Below are 20,961 nucleotides of genomic sequence, written 5' to 3' on the forward strand. Positions count from 1 at the left end.
CTCCAGCAGGCGAGCGCCGGTCTCGCGCCGGAAGGCGGTGGCACCCACCGCCACGGGGTCCAGCACCCACGGCTTGCCGGTCAGTCGGGCCGCCTCGGCGGCCTCGATCATGGCGTCCACCCAGTGGGGCGAGAGGGTGCCGATATTGACCGTCAGGGCGTCGGCGATGGCGGTGAACTCCGCGGCCTCCTCTCGGGCATGGATCATGGCCGGTGAGGCGCCGATGGCCAACAGAACATTGGCCATGGTGTTCATGGCCACCAGGTTGGTGATGTTGTGGACCAGCGGAGTGCGCTCGCGCACTCGCGCCAGGTGGGCGGCGACATCCAGAGATGGGGAAAGCACGGTGGGCATGGGGCCTCCCGGGCGCGGGAGGTGCAGGCAGGCGGGCCCCGGCTGCACGACTCCCTACGCCGGCATGATCCGGGTCAGGTTCCAAGGGTGCGTCTCAGCCGCGGCGGCATCGAGCCGCGGCGCCCCTGTCGTAGGCTTCCCACTATCCATGCCGGCCATGCTCCTGTAAAGCGCCCGGGCTCAGGCCGCCTCCTCTCTCACGACCGCGACGTGCTGCTGCTCCCGGTGCCATTTTCCCTGCGGCTTGTCGAGGTACTGGAAGTGCTCGTTGGTGAAGCTGCCCTGGGTACAGGCGTAGCGGTATAGCACGGTATCCAGGCAATGGGAGTCCAGCACCCGATTGAAGACGCCGGGGCCGGTCATATCGAAGACCCCCTTGATCGTGTTCTCCTCGATATTGGTGTTGATCGCCCGGATCACGGCCCCCAGCTCGGATGTGTGGGGTCGGCTGGCGATGAAGAAGTTGTTGAGGGTGCCGCGCTTGGTGCGGATGAACAGCGCTGACCGGTCGGCTCCGAGCAGGCGGCCCAGCGGCCACGTCAGGTGGGCGTCGATATCCAGATAGACGCCGCCATGGGCTTGCAGCACGAGGACTCGCCAGAAGTCCGCCTGCGCAGCACCGATCTGCAGCCGGGAATAGTTCCCGAAAGTGTGTTTGGAATAATGCTGTCTGATGAAGTCGGCTCGGGCCTCGGTGATCATGAAGCGATACTCGAAACCGGGCGCCATGAGGCGATTGAACAGGTAGTTCAGGTAGACCGGCAGGGTCACGCGGTCGGTGAAGTTGGTCTGCCAGAGGATGCGGGGAATGGCGGTCGGCTGCCGGCTCCGGATCCACGGGCTGGCCTTGGAAGGCAGGGTGAAGCGCTTGTCGGGGAAGGCGAAGTGGAAGGGGTAGCAGGCGAGCTTGAGCAGGTTGGCAACAAGCTTGATCAGACGGCTCGTCAGCAGTCTATGCAGCGGCTTCATGGGGATGCCTATGGTGTTGGATTCGAGAGCGGCGCGCCGGGGGGCGTCGCGTACCGGCTCCATCGTCCAGGGTGAAGCTTAAGGCTGGCTTAAGAAGAGATGACGATTTGGCGTCAGTGGTGTGCCTTCCGCCGTGGCAGCATGGCCACGGCGCGCAGCCCCCCGTCCGGGGCATCTTCCAGCGCCAATCGCCCGCCGTGGCGCTGCAGAAGCCGGACGACGATGGAGAGCCCCAGGCCGGCACCGGCACCCGGCCCGGCCCGGTGGAACCGCTCGATCACCCGCTTGCGCTCCTCGGCCGGAATGCCGGGGCCCTGGTCGTCGACGCACAGGGTGGCGCGGTCATCGCCGGCCGACAGCGTGACCCGGATCGTCCCGCCTTCGGGCGAGTGCTGGAGGGCATTGCTGACGAGATTCTGGATCAGGGTGTCGAGGGCTCCGGGCTCGACCTGCAGCTGCCAGTCCACCGCCTGGTCGGCGTCCAGTAGCAACTCGATGCCTAGGTCGGTGGCCAGCGGCGACAGCTTGGCCAGGGCCTCACGCACCTCCACCAACAGGTCGCTGCCGGTGGCATCGCGGGGTTCCTCATCGGGATCGAGGCGGGCCAGGGTGAGCAGCTGGGTGACCAGGTGGGTGGACCGGGCGACGCCCGCGCGCAGCTTGTCCAGTGCCTCGCTGCGATCCTCGGGGGTCTCGGCCGTAAGGGCGTTCTGGGCGTGCAGGTCGAGCACGGCGAGGGGGGTGCGCAGCTCGTGGGCGGCATCGGCAATGAAGCGCTTCTCGCGCACCCGCAGGGCGCGGATACGCTCCAGCAGACGGTTCAGGGCGTCGACGACGGTGTCCAACTCGCGGGGGAGGGGGCTCATCACCAGCGGCTGCAGATTGTGAGGGTCGCGCCGACGAATCTGCTCGGCCATCCGCGAGAGCGGGTTGAGCCCCCAACCGATGGCCCACCACAGCAGCAGGGCGAGTACCGGCAGCCCCAGCAGTTCGGGCAGCAGGGTTTGCAGGGCAATCAGGGCTACCAGTTCGCCGCGGACGTCTTCCCGTTCCCCCACCAGCACGCGCAGCGGTCGTTCGGGGTTGCTCAGGGCGTAGACCCGCCATCCGTGTCCCTCCAGGCTGGCATTCTCGTAGCCCTCGGTCAGCGTCGTGAGCGGTGCCTCGGGTGCGCTGGCCGAGCGCAGCAGCAAGGTGTCGTCCTGCCAGATCTGGAAGGCCAGCTTGCTCTCGTAGCGATGGCCGGCCAGCCGCTTGTCCGACGCCTCGGCACGCAGCAGGGCGCTCTCCAGGCTGGCCAGCATGACCGCGCGCTGATCGGCGGGCAGGGGTGCTTGGATCAGCCCCTCCATCAGGCGGGCGTTCTGGGCCAGGCTGGCGTCATAGAGCTCCTCGATCTCGTGGGAAGCGTAGCGGTAGCTGACCAGCCCGATGGCCAGCATGCTGATCCCGAAGACCAGCAGCACCAGGCCCAGGGTGCGACGGCGGATGGAGGTCATGCTTCAGCCTCATGGGTGGTGCGGTCCATCACGTAGCCGATGCCGCGCACCGTCCGGATCAGGCCGGGAAACAGCTTGCGACGCAGGTGGTGCACGTGCACCTCGATGGCGTTGCTCTCCACATCCTCTTCCCAGCCGTAGACCAGCCGGGCCAGGGTATCGCGGGTGAACACCCGTCCCGGGTGGCCCATGAACTCCTGGAGCAGGGTGAACTCGCGGCGCGATAGCGTCACCGGCTCGCCGTGGTAACTGACGCTTCGTGTGTCGGGATCGAGCCGGATGTCGTGCACCACCAGCACGTTGCTGGCTAGCCCCTGGCTGCGGCGCAGAAGGGCGCGCAGCCGCGCCAGGAGTTCGGCCACCTCGAAGGGCTTGACCAGGTAGTCGTCGGCGCCGGCATCCAGGCCGGCAATGCGGTCGTCGACGGCGTCCCGGGCGGTCAGCACCAGTACCGGCACCCGGTTGCCGTGTCGCCGGACCGCCTTCAGCACCTCGAGGCCGTCTAGCCCTGGCAGGCCCAGGTCGAGGATCACCGCATCGAAGGGCTCTTTGCCCTTCAGGGCGGCCAGGGCCGAGAGGCCGTCGGCGAGCAGGTCGACGATGTAGTGCTCGGGCTTGAGTGCCAGGCGGATGCCCGCCGCCAGGCTGGGGTCGTCTTCCACCAGCAGTATGCGCATAGCCTGTCCGGTTATTCCTTCAGCTGGGCAAGCAGGCGGCCATCGCTTTGCCAAGGTCGGCATCGGCGAGCTCTCGGCCGGGCCGCTGTCGAAGGCTCAGGGCGCGACCTGCGCCGCGCCCAGGAAGCGCTCCTGCCAGTAGGCGAGCTCCACCGGCGCCGTTTCCACCCGGCGGCCGCGACCCGGGGCGTGAATCATCTGGCCGTCGCCCCGGTAGATGCCCACGTGGCTGGCCTTGCCGCGCCCGGCGGTGTCGAAGAACAACAGGTCGCCGGGCCGGGCCCGAGTTGCGGCGGGCAGCGCACGGAACTGGTCGGCGGCGGTGCGCGGCACCGGAATGCCGGCGGCGCGGTAGGCCAGTTCCACCAGCCCCGAGCAATCCAGGGCCTCCGGCGTGTTGCCGCCGAAGCGGTAGGGGGTGCCCAATGCATTCTGCGCGGTGGCCAGGATCAGCACCCGCTCGATGGAGAGACCCTCCGCGGGGGCGGGGGCGGGGGCGTGGGTCGCCGGCTCTCGCCCGGCACAGCCGGCCAGCAGGCCGAGCAGTGCCAGGCAGAGAACGAGGCGACAGGGCGACGAGGTGAGCATGCCGGGGCTCCCGCAAGTGGACATGCCGCTACATTAGCCGCTGCCCCTGGACTCGGGAAGCCTCAGCGAAAGGAGATGCGGGTTCCGTGGGCGAGCATCTCGTCCGGGGTCATCGCATGGCCCGGCACGCCGATCATCTCGTCGCCGCACTGGTCCGACCAGGTCAGCACACCATGGGTCAGGCCGATGCTGCCCAGCAGGTCGCGAATCTCGCCGGTTCCGGCGAAGGTTCGGGTGTTGCCCTGGGCATCCGAGAGTTCCGAGACGCCGGTGCCGTGGTGAAGCCGCACCGTGTAGATGCCGTCCATGGACTCTACCTCGACGATGGGAGAGAACCCCTGGGAGACGGCGCTGGCCAGCTCCTTGAGGGTGATGTGGTCGCTCAGCTGGTAGGCGCGGGCCGACATGGTAACCTCCGGGTGGCATTATATTGGTGCTGTATAGGAAATGTAGAATTATTCCGGCGCTTTTCAAGGAAACCGAGCGGTGTAAAGGGGGCGGGATTGTAACAAATTGATAGAATTGTATAGCCCTTGTGTCGGCCGTACTGGAAAAAGCCGCGCGCTGTCTGCATGCTCTTGAAACATTCCGACAGCAACAGGAGCAGCCCATGAGTTTTCAGGGAGAGCAGCACCCCGGCGTCCAGACCCCCACCGCCGATTCCGCGGGCTTTCGGCTCAACCACACCATGCTGCGGGTGAAGGATCCCGAGAAGTCGCTGGCCTTCTACTCCCGGGTGTTCGGCATGCGGGTCCTGCGCCGGCTCGACTTCGAGGAGCTGCGCTTCTCGCTCTACTTCCTGGCCAAGCTGGAGGAGGGTGAGGTGGTACCCGAGGACGCCGGTGAGCGTACCGTCTGGACCTTCGGCCAGCGGGGTCTGCTGGAGCTGACCCACAACTGGGGCACCGAGAACCAGGCCGATTTCGCCTATCACGACGGCAATGCCGAGCCCCAGGGCTTCGGCCATATCTGCTTCAGCGTGCCGGACCTGGATGCCGCCGAGGCCTGGTTCGATGCCAACGGCGTCGAGTTCGTCAAGCGCGCCGACCAGGGCAAGATGAAGGACGTGGTGTTCGTGAAGGACGTCGACGGCTACTGGATCGAGGTGGTCCAGGCCGACCGCCTGGCGCAGCTGGGCGACTGACCCGGGCACTGCACGGAAGCGGCGGTGGGCGGCGCCATCGCGCGTTTCAGCCCGCCGCGGGCAGGCTCATCTCGCCGCGCAGCGCAGTCGCCATGGCTTGGCGCAGTGTCGCTCCGCGCAGGCCGCGCCCCAGCAGTACCTGCAGCTTGGTCAGCGCCGCCTCCGGGGTCAGGTCCTGCCCGGCGATCACGCCCGCCGCATTGAGGGCGCCGCCGCTGGCATAGGCGCCTTGGCGAACGCCGCTGCGGTGACACTGGGTTACGTTGACGATGGCCACGCCCCGCGCCGTCGCGCGTGCGAGGTGGGCGGCCAGTTCGCCGGAGAGCTCCGGCGGGTTGCCCGTGCCATAGCTGACCAGCACCAGCCCCTGAAGCGTGGGGTCCTCCAGCAGGCTCGCCACCAGCCGGCGCGAGAGGCCCGGGTGGCAGTGGAGCAGGGCCACCCGGTCATCCTCGAAGCGCGCCGCGGTGAAGTCGGGTTGGCCGGCGGGCAGGGCTGCGGTGGTGTCCAGCTGCAGCTCGATTCCAGCCTGGCCCAGCCAGGGGGCGTTGGGGGAGTCGAAGGCGGCCATCGCCAGGCTGTCGACCTTGCGGGCGCGGTTGCCGCGCAGCAGCCGGTCGTGGAAGGCGAGGCACACCTCGCGGGGGGCCGCGGAGTGTGCCGCGGCCTGCATGGCCAGCGCCAGGTTGCCGGGGGCATCGCTGCGGGGCTGGCCAAGGGGAATCTGGGCGCCGGTGAGGACCACCGGTTTGTCCAGGGCGCCGAGCATGAAGGAAAGTGCCGAGGCGGTGTAGGCCAGGGTATCGGTGCCGTGGAGGATCACCATGCCGTCGTGGTCGGCCCAGTGGCGGGCGAGGGCCTCGACGAGACGGTTCCAGGCCTGTGGCTCGAGATTGGCGCTGTCGATGGCGGGGGCCATCTCTACCAGCCGATAGGTGGGTAGCGCCTCGCCGCCATGGGCGGCCAGTTGGGTCTCCAGGCGCTCGGCGAATCCCTCCCCCGGCACATAGCCGGCGGGGGATGGCCGCATGCCGATGGTGCCTCCGGTGTACAGGATCAGCAGACGGGGCATGCTCACGGCTCCAGGCGGGGGGCCAGCATGGCCTGGGGGCTCAGCAGCCGGTCCAGCTGCGCCTCATCGAGCAAGCCCTCCGCGAGGATCAGCTCGCGGAGCGTGGCGCCGCTCTGCAGTGCCTGCGAGGCCATGCGTGTCGCGTTCGCATAGCCGATGTGCGGCACCAGTGCGGTGACCACGCCGATGCTGTTGTCGAGATGGTGGGCACAGCGCTCGCGGTTGGCCTGGATGCCTTCGATGCAGCGGCTCTGCAGCATGGTGCAGGCCTCGCACAGCATGCGCATGGCGTTGAGCAGGTTGTAGACGATCAGCGGCTCCATGGCGTTGAGCTGCAGCTGCCCGGCCTCGGCGGCCAGGGTCACGGCCAGATCGCTGGCGATGACCTGGTAGACCGTCTGGTTCACCGCCTCGGGGATCACCGGGTTGACCTTGCCCGGCATGATCGACGAGCCGGGCTGCATGGCCGGCAGGGCAATCTCGCCAAGCCCGGTGCGTGGCCCGCTGGAGAGCAGCCGCAGGTCGTTGCAGATCTTGCCCAGCTTGACGGCGAAGCGCTTGAGCACCCCGGAGAGGTAGACGAAGGCGCCCATGTCCGAGGTGGCCTCGACCAGGTGCGAGGCCGCCACGATCGGCTTGCCGGAGAGGGCCGCGAGGTGCTGCACCGCCAGCGCCTGATAGCGTGGATGGGTGTTGATGCCGGTGCCGATCGCGGTGCCGCCGAGGTTGACCTCGCACAGCAGCCGACAGGCTTCCTGGAGTCGGGCGATGTCCTCGTCGAGGGTCACCGCAAAGCCCTCGAACTCCTGCCCCAGGGTCATGGGCACGGCATCCTGCAACTGGGTGCGCCCCATCTTGACCACGTCGGCGAACTCCACCCCCTTGCGCAGCAAGGCGTCGCGCAGCGCGGCGATGATCTCGATCAGGGGATCGGCGGCGAACTGCAGGCTCAGGCAGGCCGCCGTGGGGTAGGCGTCATTGGTCGATTGCGAGCGATTGACGTCGTCGTTGGGGTGGAGGTAGCGGTAGTCGCCCTTCCCATGGCCGAGCTTGGTCAGCGCCAGGTTGGCGATGACCTCGTTGGCGTTCATGTTGGTGGAGGTGCCGGCGCCGCCCTGGATCAGGTCGACCACGAACTGATCGTGCAGGGCGCCCTCGATGATGTCCTGGCAGGCGGCCTGGATCGCCTCGGCCTTGGGTGCCTCGAGCGCCCCCAGCTCCCGATTGGCTTGGGCCGCGGCCGCCTTGACCATGGCCAGGGAGCGCACCAGCTCGGGGAAGTGGCCGATGGGCATGCCGGTGATCTTGAAGTTGTCTACCGCACGCTGGGTCTGGATGCCGTACCAGGCCTCTTGCGGCAGGGACATCTCGCCCAGCAGGTCGTGTTCCGTGCGTGTCGTCATGATGAGGTCTTCCATCGGTGGAACCAACAGGGGGCCGGACCTGCCTGCGGGGGCAGGCCCGGCCGAAAGGGCATGTCGTTGCCGGCTCAATTGCCGGCGCGGGCCGCTACCTCCTGGGGGTGAGGCGGCAGGCGCTCGAGATCCTCGGGCTCCAGCTCCCAGGCCTTGGGATCGAGGTCGAGGTCGGGGTGTCGCCGCACATCGAAAACGGGCTGGGCGACGCCGCGGCGGATCTGGTCGTCGAAGTCCTTGAGGATGCGCAGGCCGGGCTTGAACAGCATGATCAGGGCGACCAGGTTGGCCACCGCCAGCAGGCCCATGGTGACGTCGGCGAAGCCGAAGATCGTGCCGAGGTCGGTGGTCGCGCCCCAGCACACCAGCAACACCACGGCCACGCGGAAGGCGTTGAACAGCTTGCGGTTGCTGCGGCTGAAGTAGTTCAGGCTGTTCTCGCCGAGGTAGTAGTTGTAGAGGATGGTGCTGAAGGCGAACAGCAGCAGCGCCAGGCTGACGAAGCTCCGTCCCCATTCGCCGACGTGATCGGCCAGTGCCGCCTGGGTCAGGGCGATGCCACCGACGTCGCCGGCCGCGCTCGGGTCGTAGATACCGCTGAGCAGGATCAGGAAGGCGGTGCAGGAGCAGAGGATCAGGGTGTCGATGAACACCGAGAAGGCCTGCACGATGCCCTGGTTGGCCGGGTGCGGCACATAGGCCACGGCGGCCACGTTGGGGGCGCTGCCCAGGCCCGCCTCGTTGGAGAACAGGCCGCGCCGGAGGCCCATCATGATCGCCGCGCCGATGCCGCCGCCGACGGCCGGCTCGAGGCCGAAGGCGCTCTTGACGATCAGGGTCACCATCTCGGGCAACTGGCCGAGGTTCATGCCCAGCACGATCAGGGCGATCAGCAGGTAGCCGACCGCCATGACGGGGACCACGACTTCGGCGATGCGCGCGATGCGCTTGATGCCGCCGAAGACGATCAGGCCGACCACCACGGCCAGGGCGATGCCGGTGAGGAGCACCGGCACGCCGAAGGCGTCATCGAGGGAGGTGGCCACGGCGTAGGATTGCAGGGCGGTGAAGGCGAAGCCGAAGGTGAGCAGCAGCAGCACGGCGTAGAAGCCCGCCAGCCAGCCCCAGTTGCGGCCCAGCCCCTTGACGATGTAGTAGGCCGGCCCGCCACGGTAGGTGCCGTCGCCCTCGGCCTGCTTGTAGGTCTGGGCCAGGGTGCACTCCAGGAAGCTCGTGGCCATGCCCATCAGGCCGACCATCCACATCCAGAAGATGGCGCCCGGGCCGCCCAGGGTAATGGCCACGGCGACCCCGGCAATGTTGCCGCCGCCGACCCGACCGGCGACCGACAGCACCAGGGCCTGGAAGGAGCTGAGGTGGCCGTGCTTGTCGTGCTTGAAGGCCTGGCCCGCGCCGAGGATCTGGAACATGCGGCCGAAGTAGCGAAACTGGACGAAGCGGGAAGCGATGGTGAAGCCGACGCCGACGGCCACCAGCAGCACGAGAAGGATCTTGCCCCACAGGAGGTCATTGAGAAGATCGAGCATGGAACGTCTCCGCGGTTGTTGTAGAGAGTGCTTTGTTGAGAGCGCGAGACGATTTAAGCAACTGCGAGCGCGAAGCGAACTTGGCGCTGCGTTGCACTCCAGTGCACTCTCCGCCCACCGAGTGCATCGGACTACACCACCCGGCCTGGTGCAGCTGGTGCCAGCGCAATAATCGCAAAAAAGAAACGCCCGAGGCCGCTCTTCGCGGGCCTCGGGCGCAGGGAGGATGCCCGGTCAGGTCGGGCAGCGCGCGGCGATCACTCCGCGTCTTCCGGCATGCCGCCGAGCTCCTCGAGCAGGGCCTTGTAGCCGGCGACCTGGTCGGTGAGCAGGGCGGTGACCTCCTCCTCGGGCATCCAGGTCACCGGCATCAGGATGCGCTCCTCGGTGATCTCGATGAAGCGCGGATCCTGGGTGGCGACCTCGAGGGCCTCGGCGAGGCGCTCGACGTGGCTGTCCGGGGTGTTCCTGGGCACCATGGCCACGCGGATCTCGGCGGCGTTGACATCGTAGCCGGCTTCCGCGAGGGTCGGGGCATCGGGGAAGGCCACCAGGCGGTCGGTCGCCAGGCTCAGCAGCACCGGCATCTCGCCGGTCTCGGCGTAGCCGGAGTGGGTGCCGCCGCTGTAGGCGAAGGCGACGTCGCCGGAGAGGATCAGCGGGGCCATGCCGGCGCCGCCGGCGGTGGGCACGATGCGCAGCTCGAGGCCCTCCTGCTGGGCGATGTACTCGATGATCATGCGGTCCAGCGCGGTCTGGGTGGCGTAGCTGGTGCCGGGGTTGTCGCGGGCGTACTCGACCAGCGCCTCCCAGCTGTCGCCGAAGGGGCGGTTCTCGCCGGTGACGATGGCCGACTGGCCGAGGGTGACGCCGGCCACGTAGCGGAAGTCGTCGAGGCCGTAGGTGGTCTCGGAGGAGAGCGGGCCGAAGGTGATGGTCATGGAGGTGCCGAACACGAAGGTGTAACCCTCGTCGCGGCTGTTGGCCAGGCGCGCCAGGGCCACGCCGCCGCCGGCGCCGGGCTGGTTGACCACGTTGACCGGCTGGCCCAGCTCCTCGCTCATGATGTTGGCCAGCACGCGGGCCTGGATATCGGTGCTGCCGCCGGCGCCCCAGCCCACCACCAGGGTCAGCGGCTTGCTCGGGAAGTCATCGGCCTGGGCCATGCCGAGGGAGGCGACGGTCACGGCAGAGGCGAGAAGAGCGGAGCCCAGCAGTTTGATTGTCATGATCAGAACCTCACGGTTGCGTTGTTGTGGTGGATGGTTGAGGTTAGAGCGCGTTGGCGGCGCCGCCGGGGGTTGGGTAAGGGCCCCGGGCCGGCCGGTCATGCCTTGGGCGTCCTGTGCCGCCTGCGCAGCCACTGGCGATAGCTGCTCCAGCCCAGGTGCAGCGCCATCAGCACGGTGAAGACGACGAAGGCCAGGGCGATGGGGCGGTCGAGCAGGATGGCGATGTCGCCGCCGGAGAGGATCACCGACTGGCGCAGGTTCATCTCCAGCATCGGGGTGACGATGAAGGCCACCAGGAAGGTGACGAAGGAGTAGTCGAACTTCTTCAGGAAGTAGCCGAAGATCGCGAAGGTAAACACCGTGATCAGCCCGAAGGTGCCGTAGCCCTGGACCTGGATGCCGGCCAGGCACAGGAAGATCACCACCGGGATCACGATGTGGGCCGGCACGCTGGTGACCCGGGCGAAGATGCGCAGGCCGTACCAGCCCACGGCGAGCATCAGCAGGCTGGCGACGATCATGCCGGCGAACAGGGTGAAGAGCATCTGCGGATGGTCGCGCAGCATCAGCGGGCCGACCTGGATGCCGTGGATCATGAAGGCGCCGACCAGCAGCGCCGCGGAGACGCTGCCGGGGATGCCGAGGCCGAACAGCGGGATGTAGCTGGCCGGGATCACCGCGTTGTCGGAGGCCTCGGCGGCGGCGATGCCCTTGGGGTTGCCCTTGCCGAAGCTCTCGGGGTCCTTGTCGGTGCGCTTGGCCAGGCCGTAGGCCATGAAGGCGCCCACCGAGGGGCCGAGGCCGGGCAGGGCGCCGACGAAGGCGCCGATCCCGGTGCTCTTGACGATGGTCGGCAGGGTGCCCTTGAACTCCCGATACGAGAGGTCGTCATCGGCGCTGTTGCCCAGCTTGATCACGCGGCCGCCCTTGTTGCGGCGGTACTCGTCGAGCTGCACGAACATCTCGGCGAGTGCCAGGGTGCCGATCACCAGGGGCAGGATCGGCACCCCCTCCATCAGCTCGGCATAGCCGAAGGTCAGGCGCATGGCGCCGGTCTCGGGGTCGAGGCCGACGGTGCCGAGAATCACCCCCATGCCGCCGGCGGCCAGCCCCTTGAGGAAGGAGCCGCCGGCCATGCCGGCGATGAACACCAGGGCGAAGATCAGGATGGCGGCGAGCTCGTAGGGGCCGAAGCGCAGCGCCACGGCGGCGAAGGGGATGACCACGGCGATCAGCAGCAGGGTGGCCAGCAGGTCGCCGATCACCGAGGCGAGCAGGCCGACCTTGAGGGCCTTGCGCGGCTTGCCGGCGCTGGCCATGGGGTAGCCGTCCAGGCAGGTGGCGGCCGAGGAGGGCTCCCCCGGGGTGTTGAGCAGGATCGCCGAGACGGCGCTGCCGGCGGCGGTGCCCTTGGAGAGGCCGATCAAGAAGGCGATGGCCGCATAGGCGGACATGTAGAAGGTCAGCGGGATGGCAATGGCGATGGCCACCGCGCGGTTGAGGCCCGGGATCACCCCGACGATATAGCCGAGCAGCACCCCGCCGAGGATGACCGCGATGGACTCGTAGTGCAGGGCGGCCATGAAGGCGCCGAGGATGGCGTCGAATCCCATGTCACACCACTCCTATGCGCATCAGGTGGACGGTCAGCACATAGAGGCCGCCGGTGGGGATGGCCGCGGTGAGCAGCAGCACATGCCAGCGGCGCTCGCCGAGGATCAGCAGCAGGCCGGCGATCAGCGCCGGGGCGACCCAGGTCAGCGGCAGGCGGTCGATGGCCACGATGAAGGCCAGCACATAGCCGAAGGGCCAGGCCTGGTGCCACAGGCCGGCGAGGTCGGGGCGGACCACGAAGGGCTCGCGGGCGCGCAGCAGGGCGATGGCGCTGAGCAGGCTGAGGGCGAGGGCGCAGCCGAGCATGCCCCAGGCACCGAGGGTGGCCAGGGTGCGGGGGTGCATGCCGACGGCAAAGCCGCGGCCGCCCCAGGTGGGGATGACCCAGGTGAGCAGCAGCACCGCGACGGCGGCGACGCCCAGGCCGGACCAGAAATTCTTGCGTCGCATCGCTTGGCTTTCGGTCATTTGTTATTGCACATGGGCGATCTATCAGTGAAGTCCGCAACCCTATCGGCGACCAGAGCCGGTCTCAATGCCCGCATGTCACGACCTGTCAACGCATTCGCTATGGCTTATCCACCGTGACCGGCCTGTGCCGTCAGTAGGTGTTGCCACTGACCCTGGCGCCGCAGGCGCGTAGGCGCTCCACCAGTTCGCCGATCGCCTCGCCGTCCAGTTCGGGGTCGCAGCCGCCGATGCGTTCGAACCAGTCGCGTGACAGGCACAGGCCATCGCCGCTGGGCAGTCGTCTCACGCGGGCCAGCAGGCGGTGGAGCAGGCCATGGTGCAGCGTGGGCAGGGCGCTGGCGTCCAGCTCATGGGCGACGATGCGCGCCGCCAGGCGTGACAGCGCCTCGGTGGTAACCGCATTGCCAACAGCAGGGAACACCAGGACCTCGCCTCCGCTCTGGGCGACGGCCTCGTTGAGGCGTTGGCCGAGTGGCGTCTGGGGCAAGGAGATCAGCCGGGCGCCGAACCGGCGGGCGATGCGTGGCAGGCGGGTATCGCCGGTGTCGTCCACCAGCGTCAGGGAGAAGTCCGGCGGGCTGCGGCGACACAGCGGAGCGACCACCGCCAGCTGCCGGGGCAGATGGGCGCCGACACTGCGGGCGTCGATGAGGATGCAGCCGGTGAAGGTGGCCATGCGAACTCCATAGTGGGACCGCGCCAGTGGATCCGCAGGTCGGCGGCCATGGGGTTCGCTGCCGGGATCTCGTTGTTGTCGTAATAGAGTGTACTCCTTGGTGTTTTATTGTCTCAAAGCGTGGCGGTATGAAATTTTCGGAGCCCGCGTTCCGCTTGTCTCCACTTTCTGGGCTGACGTGGGGCATCGCCAGAGCGCAGCCGGCACGCGTTAGACGGGAGCGCGCCCTCCATTGGTGCACATGGGATCTTAGGTGCACCGCAAGTGTGCGCTGCCGATATCCGATGACTGGATGCCGAAGCGCTCCTGCGGCCCGTGATTCAGGCTGGTGCGTGTTGGTGATCGAGTTTATATTTAAATATCAATTACTTGTTTATGTTGCGATGTATCGGGGTGCATTATTGGCATGCGCCGTGCATTGTGTGGGGCGGCGTCGGGCCTTGGCCTGGCGGTCGTGGGCAGATTGCCCGCGACGTGCTAAACCTTTTGCGACACCTCGACACTTCGAGCAAGTTCAACCCCGGAGGACACCATGTCTGCCAAGACTCTCGCCCTGATTGAAGAACACGACGTGAAGTGGGTCGACCTGCGCTTCACCGATACCCGCGGCAAGGAGCAGCACGTCACCATCCCGGCCCGGGATGTCGACGAGGAGTTTTTCGAGAACGGCCAGATGTTCGACGGCTCCTCCATCTCCGGCTGGAAGGGCATCAACGAGTCCGACATGATCCTGCGTCCGGAAGATGGCACCGCCTTCCTCGACCCCTTCACCGAGGATTCCACCCTGGTGCTGCGCTGCGACATTATCGAGCCGGCCACCATGCAGGGCTACGAGCGTGACCCGCGCTCCATCGCCAAGCGCGCCGAGGCCTACCTGCAGTCCACGGGCCTGGGCGACACCGCCTTCTTCGGCCCGGAGCCCGAGTTCTTCATCTTCGACGAGGTGCACTGGAAGTCCGATATCGAGGGCTCCATGTACAAGATCACCTCCGAGGAGGGGGCCTGGGCCACCGATCGCCCCATCGAAGGCGGCAACCTGGCCCACCGTCCGCGGGTCAAGGGCGGCTACTTCCCGGTGCCCCCGGTAGACAGCTTCCACGACATCCGCGGTGCCATGTGCAACACCCTGGAGGCCATCGGCCAGAGCGTCGAGGTGCACCACCACGAGGTGGCCAACGCCGGCCAGAACGAGATCGGGGTCAAGTTCAACACCCTGGTGAAGAAGGCCGACGAAGTTCAGGAAATGAAGTACGTGATCCACAACGTGGCCCACGCCTACGGCAAGACCGCCACCTTCATGCCCAAGCCGCTGGTGGGTGACAACGGCTCCGGCATGCACGTCCACCAGTCCTTCTGGAAGGATGGCAATAACCAGTTCGCCGGCGACGAGTACGCAGGCCTCTCCGAGATGGCCCTCTACTACATCGGCGGCATCATCAAGCACGCCCGGGCCCTGAACGCCTTCACCAACGCCTCCACCAACTCCTACAAGCGTCTGGTGCCGGGCTTCGAGGCGCCGGTGATGCTGGCCTACAGCGCCCGCAACCGCTCCGCTTCCATCCGCATCCCCTACACCGCCAGCCCCAAGGGCAAGCGCGTCGAGGCTCGTTTCCCCGACCCGACCGCCAACCCCTACCTGTGCTTCGCGGCGATGCTGATGGCTGGCATCGACGGCATCAAGAACAAGATCCACCCCGGCGACGCCATGGACAAGAACCTCTATGACCTGCCGCCGGAAGAAGGCAAGGCCGTGCCCACCGTGGCCAACAGCCTCGACCAGGCCCTGGAAGCCCTGGATGCGGATCGCGCCTTCCTGACCGAGGGTGGCGTCTTCACCGACGACATGATCGATGCCTACATCGAGCTCAAGATGGAAGACGTGGAGCGCATTCGCATGACCACGCACCCCGTCGAGTTCGACATGTACTACAGCTGCTGACGACGCGCCTTCAGTGCCGGCGGCCGGGTCCCGCGAGGCCCGGCCTGCCATCGACGCTGCGGCGTTGATCAAGAAAGGGGTTCCGCCATGGCGGAACCCCTTTTTCTTGTTCACTATCCAAGGGGGAGTCGCAGACACCATCCACAGGCCGCCGGGGCGGCGGCGACGCAGGGGGTAGCCATGAACAAGGCCTTGATGGCGCTGGCGGTGGGGCTGTCGTTCAGCCTGACACTCCAGGCCCAGACGATCTATCGCACCACCGATGCCCAGGGCAACGTGGTGTTCACCGACAACCCGGAGCGGGGCGGTGAGCAGGTGGAGCTGGCGCCGGTGACGGTGGTGCCCTCCACCGGCGAAGTGCGCACCGGAGAGGCCGTGCCGCGCGTCGATGGCAGCGGTGCGGCGGCAGTGACCGCCCGGCCGGGCCAGCCCTTCATGCCGTACGACAGCTTCCGCATCCTCTCGCCGAGCCATGAGCAGGCTTTCCCGGTGGGGGCGGCGGGCAACGTGCCGGTGGAACTCGGCATCGAGCCGGAGCTGCGCGAGGATCACCGGGTTCGCCTGTTGGTGGATGGCCAGCTGAGCCAGACGGCCATGCACACCACCGCCTTCATGGTGGCCAACATGAACCCCGGCGAGCACGTGCTGCAGGCCGAGTTGCTGGACGGCAGCGGCGAGGTTCGCCACCGTACCTCGCCGGTGACCATCTTTGTGCACCGGGCCAGTGTCAACCGTCCCGCCGATTAGCTGTCCCCTCGCTGGGCACCCTGGCCGTGGTGCCCGGACGGTAGCCCGAGGCCCTGCCGCTCCCCGCAAGGCGAGTCACGGCCGCCCCATCTCGTCAAGCCGGCGCCCCCGCCCGCCGAGGTGCCCTCGCCGCTCCGTCGTAGTGCAGAACCCGCCCGTCGGCTGCCCGATGAGGAACCGATCCTGCGTCGCCAAGAGGAGCGCGGATCGGCCCGGTGACCCGAAAGAAGGCAGGCGATGCCCCGTCAGGGCCCGAGCCTGGGTGCGCATCGCTCCACTTTGCACTGGTTTGGTGCGTGCGCGTCGCGTTGATGGCCGGCAAGCCCCGAAAACCGGGCTCCTGGGGCCTGGCGCGCTTCTTGCAAGAATAATGTTGTGTAAGTGCCTTTTGAAAGAGCTTCCTGAAAGAACCTTTTGCATGAGCCTTCTGCAAAGAACGGGTATCCCTGGATCCGACATGGCGCAATCGATGTACCAACGCTTGATGGAGCACCTCACCACTGCCGTGGTCCTGCTGGACGGCGAGCTCAGGCTTCGGTGGATGAACCCCGCCGCCGAGGCGCTGCTGGCGCTGAGCTTCAGTCGCGTGAAGGGCATGGGGCTGGATGGCCTTTTCGAGAGCGACGGCGGGCTGGGTGAGGTGCTGGGCAAGGCGCGGGATGAGTTCCACCCCTTCACCCAGCGCGAGGCGCGCCTGGTCATGCTCTGCGGCGAGACCCACACCGTGGATTACACGGTCACGCCACTGTCGCGAAATGAGCTGCTGCTGGAGGTGGAGCCCCGCGACCGGCTGATGCGCATCTCCCGGGAGGAGGCACTGCTGACCCGTCAGGAGACCATCAAGGTGCTGACCCGCGGTCTGGCTCATGAGGTGAAGAACCCCCTGGGGGGCATCCGCGGGGCGGCCCAGCTGCTGGAGCGCGACCTCGATGATCCCGAGCTCAAGGAGTTTACCCGGATCATCGTCGAGGAGGTGGACCGACTGCGCGACCTGGTGGACTCCATGCTCGGGCCCAACCGGGTCAGCCGCCACGAGCCGCTCAATATCCACCAGGTGCTGGAGCGGGTGCGCTCGCTGCTGATCGCCGAGCACCCCGCGGTGGCCATCGAGCGCGACTACGACCCCAGCCTGCCGGCTCTCTCGGGTGACGAGGCCCAGTTGATCCAGGCGGTGCTCAACGTGGCGCGCAATGCGGTGGAGGCGATGAGCGAGGCCGGCACCCCCGAGCCCCGCTTGGTGCTGCGCACCCGGGCACGCCGCCAGTTCACCCTGGGGGCCGAGCGCCACCGCCTGGTGTGCGAGGTGGCCATCATCGATTGCGGCCCCGGTGTGCCCGCGGCGCTGCAGGAGACCCTCTTTTACCCGATGGTGTCCGGTCGCGCCGAGGGCAGCGGCCTGGGTCTCTCCATCGCCCAGGCGATCCTGCACCAGCACCAGGGCCTGATCGAATGTGACTCCGTGCCCGGCCAGACCGAATTTAGACTGCTGATTCCCCTGGAGAAGCGCCATGACTGACGTCGCACGCGTGGTGATCGTCGACGACGACCGCGCCATACGCTGGGTACTCGAGCGTGCCCTCGCCCAGCCCGACCTGGAAGTGGAGTGCATCGAGCGGGCCGATGCCGCCCTGCCGCGCCTGCTGGACCAGCCGCCCGATGTGTTGGTCACCGATATCCGCATGCCCGGCATCGACGGCCTGGACCTGATGGCCCGGGTGCGCGAGGTCCATCCGGACCTGCCGGTGATCGTGATGACGGCCCATTCCGACCTGGACAGTGCGGTGGCCTCCTACCAGGGCGGGGCCTTCGAGTACCTGCCCAAGCCCTTCGACGTGGACGAGGCCCTGGCCCTGGTGCGGCGCGCCGTGGCCCATGCCCGGGAGCGCCAGCGTCCGGTCAGCGTCCCCGAGGGGCTGGATGCCGAGATCATCGGCGAGGCGCCGGCCATGCAGGAGGTGTTCCGCGCCATCGGCCGACTGTCCCACTCCCACATCACCGTGCTGATCAACGGCGAGTCGGGAACCGGCAAGGAGCGGGTGGCTCGAGCGCTGCACCAGCACAGCCCGCGGGCCGGCAAGCCGTTCATCGCCCTCAACATGGCGGCGATCCCCAAGGACCTGATCGAGTCGGAGCTGTTCGGCCACGAGAAGGGCGCCTTCACCGGGGCCACGGCCAGCCGGCAGGGGCGCTTCGAGCAGGCCAACGGCGGCACCCTGTTCCTGGACGAGATCGGCGACATGCCGGCCGAGACCCAGACCCGCCTGCTGCGGGTGCTGGCCGACGGCGAATTCTACCGGGTCGGCGGCCATACCCCGGTGAAGGTGGACGTGCGGATCATCGCTGCCACCCACCAGAATCTCGAGGGCCTGGTGGATGACGGGCGCTTCCGCGAGGACCTCTTCCACCGGCTCAACGTGATTCGCGTGCACCTGCCCAGGCTGTCCGAACGCCGCGAGGACATCCCGCGGCTGGCCCGCCACTTCCTGGCCGAGGCGGCCAAGGAGCTCGCCACCGACGTCAAGGTGCTGACCGCGGACGCCGAGACGCATCTGACCCGCCTTGCCTGGCCCGGCAACGTGCGCCAGCTGGAGAACACCTGCCGCTGGCTGACGGTGATGGCCTCGGGGCGCGAGATCCTGGTGGAGGACCTGCCGCCCGAGCTACGCGTGGATGACGGCGGTACCGCCCCCAGCGGCGACTGGCGGGCGGCCTTCCGCGACTGGGCCGACCGCGCCCTGGCCGCGGGGCACACCCACCTGCTGGAGGAGGCCGTCCCCGACTTCGAGCGCATCCTGATCGAGACCGCGCTGCGCCATACCGGCGGGCGCAAGGGCGAAGCCGCGGAGCTGCTGGGCTGGGGGCGCAATACGCTGACGCGCAAGCTCAAGACGCTGCTGCCGGCCCTGGCGGATGGGGAATAGGCTAGCTCAGGAGTCGGCGAGCCAGCAGCCGCGGCATGTTGCGGCGGCTGTCGGCGATCAAGTAGACGACCACGCGGTCGTCGTGACGTCGGTAGATAATGCGCACCGGCGGCTCGATGACCTGCCGATAGTCCCGGATGCCCAGCTCCAGCAGTTCCCGGGGGTGGCTGCCGCGCTCGGGATGCTCCCCCAGCGACATGATGCGCGTCTCTATCGCGGCCAGCAGCCGTTGGGCAGCCGGCGGTGAGTCCTCTGCGATGAAGTCGATAAGCTCACGCAGGTCGGCGAATGCCGAGGCGGTCAGCTCGACGCGATGGGTCACCGGGCTTCCGCGTCGCGGCGCAGCCGGTCGAAGCACTCGGTGGCGTCCAGAGTCTCGCCCCGCGCCACCTCCTGGTTGCCCAGTGCCAGGAGTTTCAGCAGTGCCAGGGTCTCCTGGGTCTGCTCATAGCTCTTGATGTCCTGCACGACCATCCTGGCTTCACCGTTCTGGGTGATCACCATGGGTTCGCGCAGCTCGTTGAGCGAGCGGGAAATCTCGGCGGCATGGGCCTTCAGGTAGCTGATCGGTTTGATGTTGTCGGAATATTTCATCGCAGAGCCCTGCCGAATGGATGGCATGGACTGAATTTAGTCCTTATTTGGTTGTTCGGCAAGGTGCGCAGAGCCGACGATGGCAAAGCGCCGACCGGCAGTGCCAGAATGGGTCTCTCAAGGAGAGAACGCCCATGACGCAGATGAGCTGGGGGCGGCTGCTGGATCCGAGCCGCCTGCACGACCGGCGCGACGCGCGCTCCGGCGGTGGCCGTGACGAGATCGGCCGCAGCCCCTTCCACAAGGATCACGACCGGATCGTCTTCGCCGGCTCCTTCCGGCGCCTGGGGCGCAAGACCCAGGTGCATCCGCTGACCGACAATGACCATATCCACACGCGGCTGACCCACTCCCTGGAGGTAGGCTGCGTGGGGCGCTCGCTGGGCATGATCGTCGGCGAGCGGCTCAGCGGCCGGCTGCCCGACTGGACGACGCCGGCGGACCTGGGGGTGATCGTCCAGGCGGCCTGCCTGGGCCACGACATCGGCAACCCGCCCTTCGGCCACGCCGGCGAGTACGCCATCCGCGACTGGTTCAAGCGCGCCGAGAGCGACGGCAGCGGCCTGCTCGAGGGACTCACGGAGCTCGAGCGCGAGGACCTGCTCACCTACGAGGGCAACGCCCAGGGCTTTCGCATCGTCACCCAGATCGAATACAACCAGTTCCGCGGCGGCATGCGCCTGACCACGGCGACCCTGGGTACCCTGCTCAAGTACCCCTGGACCGTGGAGCATGGCGGCGCGGCCGGCAAGTTCGGCTGCTACCAGAGCGAGCGTGTGCTGCTCGCCGAGGTGGCCGAGCGGCTGGGCCTGCTGTCCCTGGGCCCGGGGCGCTGGTGCCGCCACCCGCTGGCCTGGCTGGTGGAGGCCGCCGACGACATCTGCTACGCGCTGCTCGACCTGGAGGATGGCCTGGAGATGGGCATCCTGCGCTTCGAGGAGGTCGCCGATGTGCTGATCCAGATCGCTGGCGGCGAGCCCGCCGACTATGCCGCCATGCAGCGCCAGGGGGTCTCCCAGCGGCGTCGCATCGCCGCCCTGCGTGGGGCGGCCATGGAGCGGGCGGTGAACGACGTGGGCGCGGTCTTCGTGCAGCACGAGGCGGAGCTGCTGGGCGGGCGTCTCCGGGAGGACCTGCTGGAGCTCTGCCATCCGGACCTGGGCTGGGGGGTAAAGGCGGCCAAGCAGCTGGCACGGGAGCGGATCTTCCAGAACGAGCGCAAGGCCAAGCTGGAGATCGGCGCCTACACGACGCTGGGCATCCTGCTGGAGGCCTTTATCGGCGCCGCCCACGAGCTGCACCACACCGGGCGCTCCACCTTCAAGCACCAGCGGGTGCTGGCGCTGATCGGCGAGAACACCCCCCGCCCCTCCTGGCCGCTCTATGACAGCTACCGGCGCATGCTCGACTTCATCGGCGGCATGACCGACCACTATGCCGTGGACCTGGCCCAGGAGATGGGCGGCCGGCTGAGGGGGGACTGAGGCCCGGGGCGCCGGGCG

The 20,961-nt window shown here is 67.8% G+C and carries 21 protein-coding genes and 1 riboswitch; of the genes, 6 read left to right on the forward strand and 15 right to left on the reverse strand.

The annotated features are described in order from the left end of the window. From J5F18_RS02895 to J5F18_RS02920, 6 genes are all read right to left on the reverse strand, one after another. On the reverse strand, positions 1 to 354 hold a 354-nt coding region (locus J5F18_RS02895; protein ID WP_346300848.1), incomplete at its 3' end, for a hydroxyethylthiazole kinase. 34 nt (positions 355 to 388) lie between these two features. Beyond that, positions 389 to 491, reverse strand: a riboswitch (TPP riboswitch). Positions 492 to 534: 43 nt separating this feature from the next. Then, positions 535 to 1,323, reverse strand: coding sequence for a glycosyltransferase (locus J5F18_RS02900; RefSeq protein ID WP_346300849.1), 789 nt, complete (start codon positions 1,321 to 1,323; stop codon positions 535 to 537). 113 nt (positions 1,324 to 1,436) lie between these two features. Continuing rightward, positions 1,437 to 2,822, reverse strand: a complete 1,386-nt coding sequence (locus J5F18_RS02905) for an ATP-binding protein (RefSeq protein ID WP_346300850.1) — start codon at positions 2,820 to 2,822, stop codon at positions 1,437 to 1,439. Next, positions 2,819 to 3,499, reverse strand: a complete 681-nt coding sequence (locus tag J5F18_RS02910) for a response regulator transcription factor (RefSeq protein ID WP_346300851.1) — start codon at positions 3,497 to 3,499, stop codon at positions 2,819 to 2,821. The genes J5F18_RS02905 and J5F18_RS02910 overlap by 4 nt, the downstream gene beginning before the upstream one ends. A gap of 96 nt (positions 3,500 to 3,595) precedes the next feature. Then, positions 3,596 to 4,087 carry a C40 family peptidase gene (locus J5F18_RS02915; RefSeq protein WP_346300852.1) on the reverse strand — a complete coding sequence of 164 codons (492 nt, stop codon included), beginning with the start codon at positions 4,085 to 4,087 and terminating at the stop codon, positions 3,596 to 3,598. Between the two features lie 62 nt (positions 4,088 to 4,149). Then, complete coding sequence (locus tag J5F18_RS02920; RefSeq protein ID WP_346300853.1) at positions 4,150 to 4,494, reverse strand: hypothetical protein; 345 nt, start codon at positions 4,492 to 4,494, stop codon at positions 4,150 to 4,152. 203 nt (positions 4,495 to 4,697) lie between these two features. On the opposite strand from J5F18_RS02920, the gene gloA reads away from it, so the two are divergent. After that, positions 4,698 to 5,231, forward strand: a complete 534-nt coding sequence (gloA, locus tag J5F18_RS02925; RefSeq protein ID WP_346300854.1) for a lactoylglutathione lyase — start codon at positions 4,698 to 4,700, stop codon at positions 5,229 to 5,231. Between the two features lie 46 nt (positions 5,232 to 5,277). Here gloA and J5F18_RS02930 read toward each other — a convergent pair whose 3' ends face one another. The 7 genes from J5F18_RS02930 to J5F18_RS02960 form a co-directional block, all read right to left on the reverse strand. Then, positions 5,278 to 6,303, reverse strand: coding sequence for an asparaginase domain-containing protein (locus J5F18_RS02930; RefSeq protein ID WP_346300855.1), 1,026 nt, complete (start codon positions 6,301 to 6,303; stop codon positions 5,278 to 5,280). 2 nt (positions 6,304 to 6,305) lie between these two features. Continuing rightward, on the reverse strand, positions 6,306 to 7,706 hold the full coding sequence (locus tag J5F18_RS02935; RefSeq protein ID WP_346300856.1) for an aspartate ammonia-lyase: 1,401 nt from the start codon (positions 7,704 to 7,706) through the stop codon (positions 6,306 to 6,308). A gap of 86 nt (positions 7,707 to 7,792) precedes the next feature. Next, positions 7,793 to 9,265, reverse strand: coding sequence for an alanine/glycine:cation symporter family protein (locus J5F18_RS02940; RefSeq protein WP_346300857.1), 1,473 nt, complete (start codon positions 9,263 to 9,265; stop codon positions 7,793 to 7,795). Positions 9,266 to 9,522: 257 nt separating this feature from the next. Further along, complete coding sequence (locus tag J5F18_RS02945) at positions 9,523 to 10,494, reverse strand: tripartite tricarboxylate transporter substrate binding protein (protein ID WP_346300858.1); 972 nt, start codon at positions 10,492 to 10,494, stop codon at positions 9,523 to 9,525. A gap of 98 nt (positions 10,495 to 10,592) precedes the next feature. Continuing rightward, positions 10,593 to 12,110: a tripartite tricarboxylate transporter permease gene (locus J5F18_RS02950; RefSeq protein ID WP_346300859.1), complete on the reverse strand. Its 1,518-nt coding sequence runs from the start codon at positions 12,108 to 12,110 to the stop codon at positions 10,593 to 10,595. Position 12,111: 1 nt separating this feature from the next. Next, positions 12,112 to 12,561 carry a hypothetical protein gene (locus tag J5F18_RS02955; RefSeq protein WP_346300860.1) on the reverse strand — a complete coding sequence of 150 codons (450 nt, stop codon included), beginning with the start codon at positions 12,559 to 12,561 and terminating at the stop codon, positions 12,112 to 12,114. Positions 12,562 to 12,712: 151 nt separating this feature from the next. Continuing rightward, the gene (locus J5F18_RS02960; protein ID WP_346300861.1) at positions 12,713 to 13,258 is read right to left on the reverse strand and encodes a hypothetical protein; all 546 of its coding nucleotides are present in this window, start codon (positions 13,256 to 13,258) and stop codon (positions 12,713 to 12,715) included. A 532-nt stretch (positions 13,259 to 13,790) separates the two neighbouring features. Between J5F18_RS02960 and glnA the strand changes: the two genes are divergently transcribed. The 4 genes from glnA to ntrC all read left to right on the forward strand — a co-directional run bounded on the left by glnA (position 13,791) and on the right by ntrC (position 18,865). Next, complete coding sequence (glnA, locus tag J5F18_RS02965) at positions 13,791 to 15,197, forward strand: glutamate--ammonia ligase (protein WP_346300862.1); 1,407 nt, start codon at positions 13,791 to 13,793, stop codon at positions 15,195 to 15,197. 180 nt (positions 15,198 to 15,377) lie between these two features. Continuing rightward, positions 15,378 to 15,944: a DUF4124 domain-containing protein gene (locus tag J5F18_RS02970; RefSeq protein WP_346300863.1), complete on the forward strand. Its 567-nt coding sequence runs from the start codon at positions 15,378 to 15,380 to the stop codon at positions 15,942 to 15,944. A gap of 469 nt (positions 15,945 to 16,413) precedes the next feature. After that, the gene (gene glnL / locus J5F18_RS02975) at positions 16,414 to 17,460 is read left to right on the forward strand and encodes a nitrogen regulation protein NR(II) (RefSeq protein WP_346302162.1); all 1,047 of its coding nucleotides are present in this window, start codon (positions 16,414 to 16,416) and stop codon (positions 17,458 to 17,460) included. After that, entirely contained in the window at positions 17,453 to 18,865 is a 1,413-nt protein-coding gene (ntrC, locus tag J5F18_RS02980) for a nitrogen regulation protein NR(I) (protein WP_346300864.1), read from the forward strand. Before glnL ends, ntrC begins: the two co-directional genes overlap by 8 nt. A gap of 1 nt (position 18,866) precedes the next feature. Here ntrC and J5F18_RS02985 read toward each other — a convergent pair whose 3' ends face one another. Both J5F18_RS02985 and J5F18_RS02990 read right to left on the reverse strand, forming a co-directional pair. Beyond that, positions 18,867 to 19,187 carry a type II toxin-antitoxin system RelE/ParE family toxin gene (locus J5F18_RS02985; RefSeq protein WP_346300865.1) on the reverse strand — a complete coding sequence of 107 codons (321 nt, stop codon included), beginning with the start codon at positions 19,185 to 19,187 and terminating at the stop codon, positions 18,867 to 18,869. After that, positions 19,184 to 19,459 carry a type II toxin-antitoxin system Phd/YefM family antitoxin gene (locus J5F18_RS02990; protein WP_346300866.1) on the reverse strand — a complete coding sequence of 92 codons (276 nt, stop codon included), beginning with the start codon at positions 19,457 to 19,459 and terminating at the stop codon, positions 19,184 to 19,186. The genes J5F18_RS02985 and J5F18_RS02990 overlap by 4 nt, the downstream gene beginning before the upstream one ends. A 134-nt stretch (positions 19,460 to 19,593) precedes the next feature. On the opposite strand from J5F18_RS02990, the gene J5F18_RS02995 reads away from it, so the two are divergent. Next, positions 19,594 to 20,943: a deoxyguanosinetriphosphate triphosphohydrolase gene (locus tag J5F18_RS02995; RefSeq protein WP_346300867.1), complete on the forward strand. Its 1,350-nt coding sequence runs from the start codon at positions 19,594 to 19,596 to the stop codon at positions 20,941 to 20,943. Positions 20,944 to 20,961 lie beyond the last annotated feature (18 nt).

The sequence above is a fragment of the Halomonas sp. BM-2019 genome, from assembly GCF_017584085.1.